This is a genomic window from Patiriisocius sp. Uisw_017 (assembly GCF_047731265.1).
Taxonomy (GTDB): domain Bacteria; phylum Bacteroidota; class Bacteroidia; order Flavobacteriales; family Flavobacteriaceae; genus Patiriisocius.
The window spans coordinates 33,315-48,302 of sequence record NZ_CP159835.1 but is presented as its reverse complement, the minus strand read 5'-3'; the positions used below and the strand labels follow the sequence as shown (position 1 = coordinate 48,302).

Annotated in this window: 10 protein-coding genes; 7 read left to right on the top strand and 3 right to left on the bottom strand. The window is 36.4% G+C overall.

What is annotated here, in order from left to right; genetic code table 11:
* Positions 1-71 precede the first annotated feature (71 nt).
* Entirely contained in the window at positions 72-3,854 is a 3,783-nt protein-coding gene (locus tag ABXT67_RS00190; RefSeq protein ID WP_415375280.1) for an HYR domain-containing protein, read from the top strand.
* 386 nt (positions 3,855-4,240) lie between these two features.
* Here the strand turns inward: ABXT67_RS00190 and kdsA are convergent, their stop codons facing one another.
* Positions 4,241-5,059 carry a 3-deoxy-8-phosphooctulonate synthase gene (gene kdsA, locus ABXT67_RS00185; RefSeq protein WP_415375279.1) on the bottom strand — a complete coding sequence of 273 codons (819 nt, stop codon included), beginning with the start codon at positions 5,057-5,059 and terminating at the stop codon, positions 4,241-4,243.
* A 258-nt stretch (positions 5,060-5,317) separates the two neighbouring features.
* Here kdsA and typA point away from each other — a divergent pair, with 258 nt between their 5' ends.
* From typA to ABXT67_RS00165, 4 genes are all read left to right on the top strand, one after another.
* Entirely contained in the window at positions 5,318-7,111 is a 1,794-nt protein-coding gene (gene typA, locus ABXT67_RS00180; RefSeq protein ID WP_415375278.1) for a translational GTPase TypA, read from the top strand.
* Between the two features lie 701 nt (positions 7,112-7,812).
* Positions 7,813-8,013: a hypothetical protein gene (locus ABXT67_RS00175; RefSeq protein ID WP_415375277.1), complete on the top strand. Its 201-nt coding sequence runs from the start codon at positions 7,813-7,815 to the stop codon at positions 8,011-8,013.
* The gene (locus ABXT67_RS00170) at positions 7,997-9,385 is read left to right on the top strand and encodes a class I SAM-dependent methyltransferase (RefSeq protein ID WP_415375276.1); all 1,389 of its coding nucleotides are present in this window, start codon (positions 7,997-7,999) and stop codon (positions 9,383-9,385) included. The genes ABXT67_RS00175 and ABXT67_RS00170 overlap by 17 nt, the downstream gene beginning before the upstream one ends.
* A gap of 2 nt (positions 9,386-9,387) precedes the next feature.
* The gene (locus ABXT67_RS00165) at positions 9,388-10,875 is read left to right on the top strand and encodes a sulfatase-like hydrolase/transferase (RefSeq protein WP_415375275.1); all 1,488 of its coding nucleotides are present in this window, start codon (positions 9,388-9,390) and stop codon (positions 10,873-10,875) included.
* 190 nt (positions 10,876-11,065) lie between these two features.
* On the opposite strand, the gene ABXT67_RS00160 is transcribed toward ABXT67_RS00165, so the two are convergent.
* Positions 11,066-11,509 (bottom strand): cytochrome c oxidase assembly factor Coa1 family protein, encoded by a 444-nt coding sequence (locus tag ABXT67_RS00160; protein ID WP_415375274.1) that lies wholly within the window; start codon positions 11,507-11,509, stop codon positions 11,066-11,068.
* A 25-nt stretch (positions 11,510-11,534) separates the two neighbouring features.
* Positions 11,535-12,824 carry a hypothetical protein gene (locus tag ABXT67_RS00155; protein WP_415375273.1) on the bottom strand — a complete coding sequence of 430 codons (1,290 nt, stop codon included), beginning with the start codon at positions 12,822-12,824 and terminating at the stop codon, positions 11,535-11,537.
* A gap of 78 nt (positions 12,825-12,902) precedes the next feature.
* On the opposite strand from ABXT67_RS00155, the gene ABXT67_RS00150 reads away from it, so the two are divergent.
* The gene (locus ABXT67_RS00150) at positions 12,903-13,889 is read left to right on the top strand and encodes a GNAT family N-acetyltransferase (protein ID WP_415375272.1); all 987 of its coding nucleotides are present in this window, start codon (positions 12,903-12,905) and stop codon (positions 13,887-13,889) included.
* The gene (locus tag ABXT67_RS00145; protein WP_415375271.1) at positions 13,886-14,986 is read left to right on the top strand and encodes a DegT/DnrJ/EryC1/StrS family aminotransferase; all 1,101 of its coding nucleotides are present in this window, start codon (positions 13,886-13,888) and stop codon (positions 14,984-14,986) included. Before ABXT67_RS00150 ends, ABXT67_RS00145 begins: the two co-directional genes overlap by 4 nt.
* Positions 14,987-14,988 lie beyond the last annotated feature (2 nt).

The following is a 14,988-nucleotide window of genomic DNA, read 5'->3' as shown; positions in this document are numbered from 1 at the left end:
TCGGATTTTTGTGTATTTAATGGAATTTTTAGTTTATCTTGTTTCGTCTTTAATCAACTAAAATTTTCCAAATGAAAAAAAGCTACACGGTTAATGCATTTCTTGTAGTATTATTTTTGTTATCATCGTTTGTTTTACAAGCGACCTCTTTGAGTGCGTCAAAAAAAATAACTAGTGATACTGAAGCCTGCAATATTAGCATTGATTGCCCCCCGAATCAAACAGAAACTGTAACACCAACCTGCATTTTTATATTCCCAGATTATAGCTCATTAGCAGTTGTTACAGATGCTTGTGCACCGCCAACAATAACACAAAGTCCATCCGCCGGAACACTGGGGGGATTGGGTTTATTTACGATTACATTAACAGCAAACGATGGGTCGAATATTGCAAATTGTACCTTTGACATCCTCGTTATAGATACCACGTCTCCAACGCTTACTTGTCCAATTGATCAAGTTGAAATATTTGACTCAAATTGCCAATTTGTTCTTCCAGACTATACGGCAATTGCAAGTGCAACAGATGCTTGTAGTTCAGGTAGTATTCCTATTACACAAACTCCTGCCCCAGGGGAAATTATTTCTGGTACAACAACCATTTTCTTATTTGCAACAGACGACGCAGGTAATACAGGTGCTTGTACATTTCAGGTGATTGCGAATGATATAACACCTCCTACGATTTTATGTCCTGAAGATAGAGATGAGAGTGCAGATTTAAATTGCGTTTTTATCATTCCTGATTATTCTGGTCTTGCCTCTGCGAGTGACAACTGCGGGAATCCTATGGTATCTCAGACACCTCTTGCAGGAACCATAGTTGGTTTGGGATTTACAGCTATAACTTTGATAGCAACAGATGGTTCCAATAATACGCCTTGTATTTTTATTATTAATGTGATCGATGACAGACCACCTTTAGTAAATTGCCCATTGGATCGTATGGAAGATTTTGATGTTAATTGTCAATTCTTACTTCCTGATTATAGTGGTATGGCAACAGTAACAGATGCCTGTTACCCAGGTCCTTTTGCCTTGTCTCAAGATCCTGCTCCAGGAACTACAATTACTGGAAACACAGTAGTAACAATATTTGCTGAAGATAATGTAGGGAACATTGGTTCCTGTTCGTTTCAAATACTACAAAATGATGTTATTCCACCTACAATTAGTTGTCCAGCAAATCAAATAGAACAAGTAAACACTGCAGGTTGCATGTTTACATTATTAGATTATAGTAGTTTGGCAAATGCATTTGATACTTGTAGTCCTGTTACGGTTTCACAAACACCAGCAGTTGGCTCCATAGTGGGAGAAGGTCCAACTATGATAACCTTAACGGCAGATGACGGTGGTAATACAAGTTCTTGTAGTTTTATACTAACAGTAGAAGATTCAGTAGCTCCAAATGCAGTTTGTACAACTTTTAGTGTACCCTTAGATGCTTCAGGAATGGCAACAATATCTGCAGGTGATGTAGGTGCATCTTCCAATGATTTTTGCGGAATCGCTTCATTATCTATAAATGTAACTAGTTTTACCTGTGAGGATATAGGCGCAAATACAGTGGTCTTAACGGTAGTCGATTCTAATGGAAATAGTAGCACTTGTTCTGCGACCGTTATTGTCGAAGACCCATTGTTTGCGTGTAACCAACCACCAGTAGCCATTTGTCAACCAGTTATTGTTTCGGCGAATGCCAATTGTGAAGGCGAAGCTACTGTTTCAGATTTTGACGCAGGTTCTTTTGATCCAGATGGTTTGTCTACAACGATGACGTTAAGCCCAGTAGGACCCTATTCAATTGGTGTTACCAGTGTTGTAATTACGATAGACGATGGTGCTTTTTCAGAAAGCTGTACGACCACGATTACTGTTTTAGATACCACACCGCCAATGCTAGATTGCCTATCAGATCAATTTGAAACGATTGCTGGAAACTGCACGTTTGTTATACCAGATTATCGTATTAACGTAAATGCTACAGATAACTGTTCTACACTTACGGTGAGTCAAACTCCTATACCTGGTACTCCAGTTTTTTCGGGAGTTACGGTAGTACAAATTTTTGCCAATGATGGGACAAATGAAGTTGTTTGTTCTTTCAACTTGAATATTATAGACGATACGGCTCCTACTGCTGTTTGTCAAAATGTTACACTTCAGTTAGACTCAATGGGTACTGCAATATTGACCTCTTTTGATATTGACGCTGGTAGTAGCGATAATTGTGCTATTGTTTCTATGGAACTTGATATTAATTCATTTACCTGTGACGATATAGGGGTGAATACAGTATTATTTACGGTGACCGATAGCGCAGGATTGACCAATGTTTGCAATGCTATTGTTACTATTGAAGATGCGCTTGCTCCAAATGTTATTTGTCAAAATATAACGATTGCTCTAGACGCAAATAATCTAGCTGAAATTTCTGCGGCAGATATTGATGCAGGAAGTACCGATAATTGTGGTATTGCGAGTGCCGAAATTGATGTAACTAGCTTTGACTGCTCTATGGTTGGTGATCACCTCGTTACGCTTACCGTTACAGATGTCAACGGAAATATAGCAAGTTGTACTGCAGTGGTGACCGTAGAAGACACCCAATTGCCTATCGCGATTTGTCAAAGTATAACCGTACAATTAGATGAAAATGGACTTGCTACAATAGCAACTTCAGATATAGATTTAGGAAGTAGTGATAACTGTGGAAACGCAACCACATCACTGGATACAACAAGCTTTGACTGTAGTGATATTGGTGACAATACAGTAGTGTTTTCAATTGAAGATGGTCAGGGTAATGTAGTTACTTGTAATGCGGTAGTTACGGTTCAAGATGTAACACCTCCAGTACTTATTTGTCAAAACATTAGTATCAACTTAGATGAAGATTATTTAGCTACTCTCACCTTGGATGATATCACCGTCGAAGTGTCTGATAATTGCAGTATTGTAAGTACAGAAATAAGTGTTGATACTTTTGATTGTAGTAACGTTGGGGTAAATGAAATTATAATAACAATAGTTGATGAAGGTGGAAATGTAGCAAGCTGCACAGCAATGGTAACTATTGAAGAGGGTATATTTGCTCCCAATGCCGTGTGCCAGAATGTGACATTACCTTTACAACAAGATGGAACAGCTACTGTGCTAGCAATCGCTTTTGATGGAGGCTCCACAGGTGTTCGTTGTATTGATGGTTTTAGTATAAATAGAAATAGTTTTACCTGTGAAGACGTTGGTGCTCCTATTCAAATTGAATTTACGGTGTACAATGCTGCTGGTGTAGCAGATACTTGTGCTGCATTTGTTAATGTGGTAGATAGTTTAGCTCCTAATTTAACTTGTCCAGGTAATCAATATGTAACGTCTGACGGGCCCTATATCCTTCCAGATTATTTTGAAACTGGAGAGGCTACGGCAACAGATAATTGTTCTTCTTCTTTGAGTACTTCGCAAGATCCAGATCCTGGTACTGTTTTAGAACAAGGAAATCACGTGGTAACCTTGACGGCAGTAGATGTTAGCGGTTTTGAAATTGAATGTGAGTTTATTGTATATGTGGATGATATTTTAGGAGATACAAACCCTGAAAATTCTCTAGAAACGATTGTTCTATATCCAAATCCTGCAAATGATGTCATTAACATCAGCAATCCGCAGTTTGTGAATTTACAAGAGATTACAATCTATGATATTAGCGGTAGGGTGGTAAAACAACATACTGTTGCAGAAGCGAATGCACTTTTCATACTCGATATTTCTAATTTACAGAGTGCCACGTATCTCATTATGATTTCAACTCAAAGTGGACAAGTTATAAAGCAACTTGCAAAAGAATAGTAGAAATGAAAAAAAAATACTCAAGTACTAGGGGTAATTGAGCATTTTTTTTCTGTATGATTCTATTATAGTGCTATAACAAGATATTATTGGAGTAATAATTATGTAGTTTCCTTAATATTTGCCTACTTAAAAGCGAAAACTTATAAGATCATTGCGTTATTACAAACCCGAAAATATAGATGATACGATATTAGATGAATGTCTCGAAGAAGTATAATTCACTAAAGAGAGCGATTCTACAGTATAGAGAAAAGTCACAAAATTTTAAATTATGAATTCCAAAAATACTCTGTGCCTTTTGCGTCTTTTTGGTGACCGTACAGATTGGAGATTGTCGATTGCTATTTTTTAACTTCAGGCTTCAAACTAGCGACTCCATAATTTTACAAAGAGTTAACCGCTTTTCTAATTGCAACTAAGTCTGTCAATAATTTTTCAAGTTTTGTTAGGTCTAGCATGTTGGCGCCATCACTTTTTGCATTCGCTGTGTCAAAATGAGTTTCAATAAAAAGACCGTCTGCGCCTGCTGCAATTCCTGCGCGTGCGATGGTACTAATCATTTCTGGTCTGCCCCCAGTAACCCCAGCACTTTGATTGGGTTGTTGTAAACTGTGGGTAACATCTAAAACAACGGGTGCATATTGTTTCATCGTTGGAATTCCACGGAAATCGACAATCATATCTTGGTAGCCAAACATGGTGCCTCGATCTGTAATCCAGGCTTTATCGCTCCCACTATCTTTTACTTTTTGCACAGCGTGTTGCATAGCTTCAGGACTCATAAATTGTCCCTTTTTAAGATTAACTACCTTTCCTGTTTTTGCTGCAGCAACCACAAGATCTGTTTGACGCACTAAGAATGCTGGAATTTGTAAGACTTCTACATATTGCGCAGCGATGGCTGCTTCACTTGCTTCGTGAATATCGGTTACTGTAGGTACCTTAAAGGTTTGCGATACTTTTTGAAGAATTTTTAATGCCTTCTCATCTCCAATACCTGTAAAGCTATCAATACGACTTCGGTTTGCTTTTTTGTAGCTTCCTTTAAAAATAAACGGAATCTCTAATTTGTCTGTAATCGTAATAATCTTTTCAGCAATGCGCATGGCCATTTCTTCGCCTTCAATCGCGCAAGGGCCAGCTAATAGAAAGAAATTGTTGCTGTTGCTGTGTTTTATGTTTGGGATGTTTTGTAGCGTCATTGTTTGGCATTTAATTCGCTTGCAAAGATACTCAAACTTGTACGTTCTTCGAGTATCAGTTTTTATTGCGTCCAGATCTACTTGTTAAGATGGGCCTTTTAATGCAATTGCAACAATAATACTTTACTTTAGATAGCTTGTCAATTCATTAATAAACAGTACCTTTGCGCCCTGTTAGCGATAAATAAATATTTGTTTGTCAAAAACTAGGTAAAATACTGTTAATTAAATTGTTACCCGTCGTCACGGGCATTCAAAATGAAAATTAAAAATATTGCAATTATTGCACACGTTGATCACGGTAAAACAACCTTGGTAGATAAAATTATGCATCACTGTAGCCTTTTTCGTGAAAATGAAAATACAGGAGATCTTATTCTAGATAATAACGATTTAGAGCGTGAACGTGGTATCACCATTACCTCTAAAAACGTTTCTGTAGTATACAAAGACACGAAGATTAATATTATTGACACCCCTGGTCACGCCGATTTTGGTGGTGAAGTAGAGCGTGTATTAAATATGGCAGATGGTGTGTGTTTGTTAGTAGATGCCTTTGAAGGACCTATGCCACAAACACGTTTTGTATTGCAAAAAGCATTAGACCTTGGTTTAAAGCCTTGCGTGGTAATTAATAAAGTAGACAAAGAAAACTGTACGCCAGAAGAAGTACACGAGAAAGTATTTGACTTGATGTTTGAATTGGGTGCAGAAGAATGGCAATTAGATTTTCCTACCGTATACGGTTCAGCTAAGAATAACTGGATGAGTGACGATTGGAAAGATGAAACTAAAAACATTGAGCCATTATTGGATATGGTATTAGAGCACGTACCTTCTTTTGAAGTTAAAGATGGAAGCCTACAAATGTTGATTACATCTTTAGATTTTTCTTCATTCACAGGCCGTATTGCTATTGGTCGTTTACAGAGAGGTGTTTTAAAAGCGGGAATGCAAGTGGCTTTAGTAAAAAGAGATGGTAGTATACAGAAAACAAAAATTAAAGAATTACATACGTTTGAAGGTCTAGGTCGCAAAAAAGTAGACGAAGTACAAGCTGGAGATATTTGTGCACTTGTTGGTTTAGAAGGTTTTGAAATTGGTGATACTGTTGCTGATCTTGAAAATCCAGAAGGAATGAAAACAATTGCAATCGATGAGCCTACGATGAGTATGTTGTTTACCATTAACGATTCACCTTTCTTCGGAAAAGACGGAAAATTTGTAACCTCAAGACATATCAGAGAAAGACTTGAAAAAGAATTAGAAAAGAATTTAGCGCTCCGTATGGAACCAACGGGTAGTGCAGATAAGTTTTTAGTCTTTGGTCGTGGTGTATTACACCTTTCCGTATTGATTGAAACCATGCGTCGTGAAGGATATGAATTACAAATTGGGCAACCACAAGTAATTATCAAGGAAATTGATGGTAAAAAATGTGAGCCAATAGAGGCATTAACCATTGATTTACCAGAAACCGTAAGTGGTACTGCCGTGAATATGGTAACCATTCGAAAAGGAGAAATGGTTTCTATGGAAGCTAAAGGAGAAAGAATGATTTGTGAATTTTTAATCCCATCTCGTGGAATCATTGGTTTGCGTAACCAATTGTTAACAGCAACTGCGGGTGAAGCAATTATGACACACCGTTTTCTAGAATACCAGCCCTTAAAAGGAGGAATTCCAGAACGTCAAAACGGATCTTTAGTCTCTATGGAAAACGGGAATGCAATTCCTTATTCTATTGATAAGTTACAAGATCGTGGACGTTTCTTCGTAGAACCGGGTGAGGATATTTATGGAGGACAGGTTATTGGAGAAAACACACGTCAAGATGATATGGCGGTGAATATTACCAAAACAAAGAAGATGAGTAACGTACGTTCTAGTGGTGCAGATGACAAAGCAAAGATTGTTCCTGCTATTAAATTTTCATTAGAAGAAGCGCTAGAATATATTCAAAAAGATGAATATGTTGAGGTAACTCCTAACTTTTTAAGAATACGTAAAGTTCATCTTAAAGAAGTAGATAGAAAGCGTAATAAAATGTAAGCGTACATTTATATAGATTTTTAAAACCTCCAATTAGAGAATTCTTTTTGGAGGTTTTTTTATTTACGTTCTCAAATAGCTGTTTAGGTCTATTATTAATATATTCTGTGTTTAGATGAAACACAGTGATGTCAGTCCAGCCTTTTCCACATTCCTATTTATGTAAGCTTCCCCTAAAACCGAACTGTTTAAAAGTAGAATATTAATCTTAATTTTAACCAGTATGAGAAAAAGTAAATTTTCACCCACGCAGATTGCAAAGATTTTAAAGCATTTCTATAATCTCCCTTGGTAGCATAATCGGCAGCAGAAATTTGATGTTTCCAAGCAATAGTATCTGTTTTAACTTTACACTCGATCTCAGAACTAAATTTATACTCGTTATTGAATTCAATTTTTTCAACCATTCTTTTTTCATTTGTATACGAAGCAATAGAGAGTAAAATTATGATTATAAGAAGTATATTTTTCGTGTTTCGAATCTGGTTTTTAATTATTGCCATCCTATTATATGATACAATTTGTCGTCGATATACCGCAACAGAGTCTTGATATCGTCAGTTTATTGTCGTCGTTGTCCACAAAAAAGCCAATCACTTAATCCCAAAGTTTAGTTCCTTCAAAACCCTCTAAAAAAGAAACCTTCTCCATACCGAAATAAAAACCCGTATTTTTCGTTTATTTGTGGAAGATTTAAAACTATGATTTTTCTATATTTTGATGCCGGCACAGGAATGATGATTGTACAGGCAATAGCAGCCGCAGCCGCAGGTATATTGCTTTTTTCTAAAGGTGTTATGTACAAAATTAAAGCACTATTTGGCTTAAATAAAGACGAAGAAGATCCGTACGATTCTATCGATATTGATGAAACCGAAGAGCATAATGACGATACCAAATAACGAGCAACGCCACCAAGCCTCTTTTCGAGATCCCTCGGGATTTATATTTAATGATGGCGAAACCTTACGGCGTTCCATACTTCCTATCTATTTTAAACAGTACAACGCGCTTAAAGACAAAGGTGTTTTTGAAAGTTTAATCAAAAACAAATTGCTTATTGCACATACGGAGACTTCGGTAGGAAAGGATCAAATTGTCATTACCCCAGAGCCTATTCCATTTATTACAAACCCGTTTGAATGGAGTTTTGATCAATACAAACATGCGGCCTTACTCACTTTAAAAATACAGAAATACGCGCTGTCTAAAGGGTTTATACTCAAAGATGCTTCGGCTTATAATGTTACTTTTCACAAAGGGAAACCTATTTTTATAGACACCCTTTCTTTTGATTTTTACGAAGAAAATACACCTTGGAGAGCCTATAAACAATTTATCACCCATTTTTTTGGACCGCTAGTATTGGCGAGCTATCACGGCACGGAGATTTTAAAAATGATGCAAACACACATCGATGGGATTCCAGTTAAACTCATTGCATCGCTGCTTCCTGCAAAAACCAAATTGAGTTCGACCTTATACACCAACATCCATCTCGCTGCAAAAATGGAAAGTAAGCACAGCGAAGATTATAAGGCCGAAACAAAAATTACAAAGCTGAGTCTAAAACAGCAAAATAATATCCTCGATAATTTATACGACTACATCAAAAACCTGAAGCTAAAGGAAGCCTCAGAATGGGGAAATTATTACACAAAAACAAATTATAACGATGACGCATTTAATGCAAAGAAGGAACTAATTGCTACTTGGGTTAAAGTCATAAACCCTCAAAAATTAATTGATGTAGGAGGAAATGACGGTACCTTTGCACGCACCGTGTTAAAAGAGGTGCCCGATGTTATTGTAACTGATATTGATAGCAACGCAGTCGCTCAAAATTACCAGCAAGTCTTTGATAATAAAGAAACAAACATGCTCCCTTTTGTGTGTGATGTATTGCAACCAGCCCCTGGGATTGGTTTTAATAATACCGAGCGCGAATCGCTTATTGAACGTTTAAAAATCTACGCGCCAGATGTTACCATGGCATTGGCATTAATACACCATATTACTTTAAGCGGAAATGTGCCTTTTGATAAATCGGCTTCATTTTTCGCCTCGTTTAGTGAAAATTTAATCATCGAATTCCCAATGCGCGAAGACACATGGGTGGAATCTTTACTAGTGCGCAAACGAGAGTTTATCAATCATTTTGATTTTTACAATCTGGCTGATTTCGAAACCGCATATAAAACTTATTTTTCACTTGAAAAGAAAGAGCAAGTAGCGGGAACAAAACGGGTATTGTATCTTTTTAAGAGGCGATAAGTATGGCTGCTAAAAAAAAGGGGTCAGTGGCTAATAATTCTTCTGTAGTGTCGTTGGTGTCTCCTATTTTAGCGGCGGTGGCTGCAGGGTTATATCCAGTACTTTTTTATTTTTCGAATAATTTTCCATTGGTAAATACTTGGGGACACCTAGGTTATTTTTTGCTTTTTTTTATAGTACTTCCAGCGGTTGTCTTTTGGATTTCAAATACCCTCGTCAAGGCTCGCTTTGCGAAATGGCACAAGTATGTCCTTCCTTTTTTAAACATCTTCTTATTTCTATTTCTATTAAAAATATCCCTGTATGCAGGGATTCAAAGGAAAATGATTGCAGGGGTTTTTGTGATTTCTGTAGTCGTAGCCTATTTCCTAAACACACATCTAAAGAAAATTATAGTCCTCCAGTTTTTATTAGCAGCGATGGCATTTCTAACTTTAATTCCAAAATTGTACGAACTAGTTTCCTACGATGCTAGTTGGACACAACTGCCAGATAGTATTGATGAAACTCAATTCAAACAAAGGCCAAATGTCTATTTCATCCAACCCGACGGCTACGTTAATTTTTCTGAATTGAAAAAAGGGTATTACAAGGTTGAAAACTCGGTGTTTGAAAACTTTGTTAGTAAAAAGGGATTTACACACTACCCTAATTTCAGAAGTAATTATGCTTCTACGCTCACTTCAAACAGCGCTACGTTTATGATGAAACACCATTATTATAATGGCTCCGATAATTTTAGTGAAGGCTTTAAAATGCGGAAGCAAATTGTGGGTAAAAACCCCGTACTTTCCGTTTTTAAAAATAATGGTTACCAAACAAACTTATTGGTAGAAAATGACTATTTGCTGGTAAACAAGCCTACTTTGGGGTTTGACACAAGCAATTTGACTGCAGATGACGTCCCTTATATTGGAACAGGATTATTAGGCAGTAACGATGTCGTTTCAGATTTAAAAAATCATACACTGAATAAAAACCAACCACAATTTTTCTTTATTGAATTCTTAATGCCATCGCACATTGCAGTAAATGCAAACGTTACAAAAGGAGCAGCGGCCGAAAGAGAATTATGGATTGACAGATTAATGATTGCCAATGAAAAACTCACGCAAATACTACAAACCATAGAGGTAAATGATCCCAATGCCTTGGTTATTATAATGGCAGATCACGGCGGTTTTGTTGGAATGGAGTACACCCAAGAAATCTATAAAAAAACAGAAAATCGAGACTTGTTACATTCAATGTTTAGCGCAAATTTACTCATTAAATGGCCTGAGAACAATCGCCCAGAATTTGATAATAGTTTTAAAAGTTCCGTAAATTTATTCAGGATTTTATTTGCACATCTTAGTGAGGACACTAATCTTTTAAAGCATTTAGAAATGGATAGTAGCTACACCATCTTAAACGAAGGTGTCGAAACTGGAATCTATCAATGTCTTGATGGGAAAGGTGGGGTAGCTTTTGAGAGTATCGAGAATTAGTTTTAAACTTGGTCCCATTAGAACGCCCTTGGCAAGTGCATTTTGCTCTAGCTTCTAAAAATTGTTGAGATGGCTAATTTATAACTTTCAGGCAAAACTTTACTGCCATTACCAACTCATTACTGAGGCGTTTTCAAATGAATTTGATTCATAAAAAACCTATGCTATTTTAGCCCATAGTGGTTTAGCCTTATTTTGTTATTAGTTCAATCGTTTGTTTCTTTTCAGGTGGATTTTTAATTCGGATATTAATTTTTTTGTAGCTCCATTTATCATTGACTCTGTTTGCGGTAATATCCATTTTGGCTTTTCCTTTTGTTCCTTTTAATCCTATTGTTGCATTTACCGTTTTGTTTTCATTAGTATAATGGACTTCGCCTTCTAAAATCGCAAGATTTTCAATAGCCTCAATCTCTCCGAGTAGTTCAATAACGCTGTCGTTGGACTTTGCCTTTTCGAGTGCGTATTCATAAAGCTTCGTGTCTGCATACGCTTGAACCAGATCAGTCACAATTAAGTTCATTCCAGAAGAGAAGAAAATTACAATTGCCATCATGATTGTTCCTACTATTGGAACGGCCCATTTCCAATTTCGTTTCCACCAATGTTCCTGTGTTACCAGTTCGTTATTCATCTTTTTAAATCTTCAATATAACTTTTTATCCTACCTTCTTGACCTGTGTAAAATAACGTTGGATTAATAAGAAAAACAAAAGGAAAAGCACCCAATCATTATAAAATGTAAAGCGTTTTAATGCGTGCATTCCTGTCGCAATGATGGCAACATTGCTTATTAAAAAAAGAGAGAAAAGTAGCATTGTATTAAAAACTACATCTTTCTTCTTAAAAAAATAGAAGCCTATGCAGGCAAGCAGAGCATAAAATAAAAAGTGCTTGGCACTACCAAAACCGTGCATCATATTTTTAATATACACTGTGATCCACTTTTTAAAATTATCCATAATTAAAGCAGGAGCCATAGCGGTAGTAACTTTGTTTAATTCGATTAAAGCTTCGTTGCCAGGCAATTTGTTTTCAAAACGAACAATACCTTCTTTATAGAGTGTTGCATTGGCAATAGCAGGAAAGCTGTTTAAGTAATGTTCAATGCCTCGGTCTTTAAAATATGCTGGTTGTGAACTACTGGTTACTTCTTTTTTTTCAATACTAGCATACATATCTAAAAAGAACTGCTTTTCAACTTCATCGTCATATAAACGTACATCCTCGGCATCGGCTACATACATGGCAGGTGCCAATAAATGAATCCCATTCCAAGGTGTTGCAACGTAGTGACCGTGAACAATTTTGTGATAGGTGCAGTCTATTTGAGTCGCGAGAAAAGGAACTGCGAGTACAGCGATAATTCCGATAGCACTTTTTCTAAATTTTTTGGTTTGATATCCGGTCCAAAGTAAGATCAAGATCAAAAATGGAAGTACAAAGAGAAATTGTTTCCGTACCAATAGGAGCAGTAACATCAAGGCCAAAATAGGTCCTAATTGTTTAAAATTTCGGTGTTGTAAAAATACCAAGGCTTTTACGGAAACAACCAAGTATAGCGGATAGGCAAGTGCTTCAGTTAAAACATAATTTGCAACAAGCTGGTTATACACATACGGAATCAACAAAATTGCCGTTAATACTAAGGAAAAAAGGGGGTTTAAAGAAGTTATTTTTCGTATTTCCGAGGTAAAAAAATGAATTGAAAACAGTCCTAGTCCTAATTGAAAGACCTTTAAAGCAGTAAGATAATATGAACCAAATAGGCTTTCAAAAAAAGCAATTAATAAGGGATATACGGGAGGTCTGTTCAACCAAGATTCTAGATATCCTATAGAATCTGGTTGTAATTGGACAGGACGCCATAGCACTAACAACGCAACGATTGTGAACAATGCGAATCTAACAAATGTATATCCTCGAGAAATGGGGTAAAGATTTTGCAAAAATTTTGAGTTACAGTTAAAATACCTTTAATTTTACCAAGTATTAAGAACAAATTTACATCTTTAAAATAAACAAGTTTGTCAAAGAAGACTAATTATAGTGTTCAACGTTATACTACTTCTCATTTTAATGAGTGGAATGCCTTTGTGAAAACAGCAAAAAACGCCACTTTTTTATTTGATCGTAATTTTATGGACTACCATAGCGATCGTTTTGAAGACTATTCGTTGCTAGTTTTTAAAGGGGATGTATTGTTCTCCTTGTTGCCAGCCAATGTAAAAGAAGAACGCATTATTTCTCACCAAGGTCTTACTTACGGAAGTTTTATTTTAAAAGAAAATGCAAAGCTCTTAGATGCTTTTGAAGGATTTAAAGAGGTATTAAAGTTTTTAAATACTGCGGCAGTGTCTTCGCTAGAAATAAGAAATATTCCTACCTTTTATAATGCGGTTCCCTCAGATGAGCTGGCTTATTTTATGTTTAAAGCGAATGGGAAGCTCCTGAAAAGGGATGCCTTGATGGTTATTGATACCACTCATAAAATACGTTTTCAAAAGAACAGACGGGAGGGTATTAATAAAGCAATTAGGAATGGTTTAAAAATAAAGTTAGAAGACACCTTTGATTCTTTTTGGAATGAGATATTAATTCCGAATCTAAAAAACAAACACGATGTTTCGCCCGTACATTCATTGGAAGAAATTACATTATTGGCAAAACATTTCCCAGAAAATATAAAACAAGTTAATGTATATCAAGGCGATACGATTGTTGCTGGAACGACTGTTTTCCTAACAAAAACAGCAATACACCCGCAATATGTTTCTGGGAACGGCACAAAAAATGCTTTAGGAAGTTTAGATTTGGCTTATGATTTTATTATCAACCACTTTGAAAAAAGCAAGCGCTATTTTGATTTTAATATTTCAAGCGAAGAAAACGGAACTCGTTTAAATTCGGGTTTGGTTTTTTGGAAGGAGAGCTGCGGCGCACGCACCTTTACTACCGATACTTACTTAGTCCAAACGGAAGCCTATAAAACAATAGATTTAAATATTATATGATACCATTTTTAGATCTTAAAAAGATAAACACTCGTTTTAAAAAAGACTTTAAGATTGTATTCAATAGGTTTTTAGAGACAGGCTACTACATTCTTGGCAACGAAGTAACCCATTTTGAAACAGCCTTCGCTAGTTATTGCGGTACTCGATATTGCATTGGAGTTGGGAATGGCTTGGATGCATTGCGACTCATTTTAGAGGCCTATAAGACATTGGGTAGATTAAAGAAAAAAGACGAAATACTCGTTGCATCAAACACTTATATTGCTACTGTTCTAGCGATAAAACAAGCCGGCTTAGTTCCTGTTTTAGTGGAAGTTGAAAAGGAGAACTTCAATTTTGACATGGACGCTTTAGAAGCTGCGATTAATCAAAAAACAGTTGCGATAATGCCAGTACATTTATACGGGCAAATCGCAGGAATGGAGACCATTTCGAGACTTGCTAGCTATCATAATTTGTTAGTTATTGAAGATGCAGCCCAAGCACATGGCGCTATCGATATTAGTGGAAACAGGGCAGGAAATATAGGCCATGCTGCTGGATTTAGTTTCTATCCTTCCAAGAATTTGGGCGCTTTGGGAGATGGTGGAGCGGTAACGACAAACGATTCAGAGCTAGCAGAAATGATAAAAAAACTACGCAATTATGGCACCTCTTCAAAATATGTAAATGAAGTGTTGGGTTTCAATTCTAGATTGGATGAAATCCAGGCAGCGTTGCTCGCCATTAAATTACCAAGTTTGGATGCGGATAATGATTTCCGAAGAAAAGTTGCTGCTGAATATTTAGCTAAAATCACAAATCCTAAAGTGAAATTACCAAGCTATGACGGAAGCAGAAACCACGTATTTCATTTGTTTGTAGTGCAGGTTGAAAACAGAAATAAGTTTCGAAAATACTTGACAGAAAATGGGATTGGAAATTTAATACATTATCCCATCGCACCACATCAACAACAAGCACTCAAAGAGTTTGAAGACCTAAGCTTCCCGGTTTCTGAAAAACTTCAGGATCAAGTAATTAGCTTGCCTATGAGTCCAGTAATGACGCAAGAACAAGTGGATGAAGTTATAAAAGTGATAAACGCCTACTAATT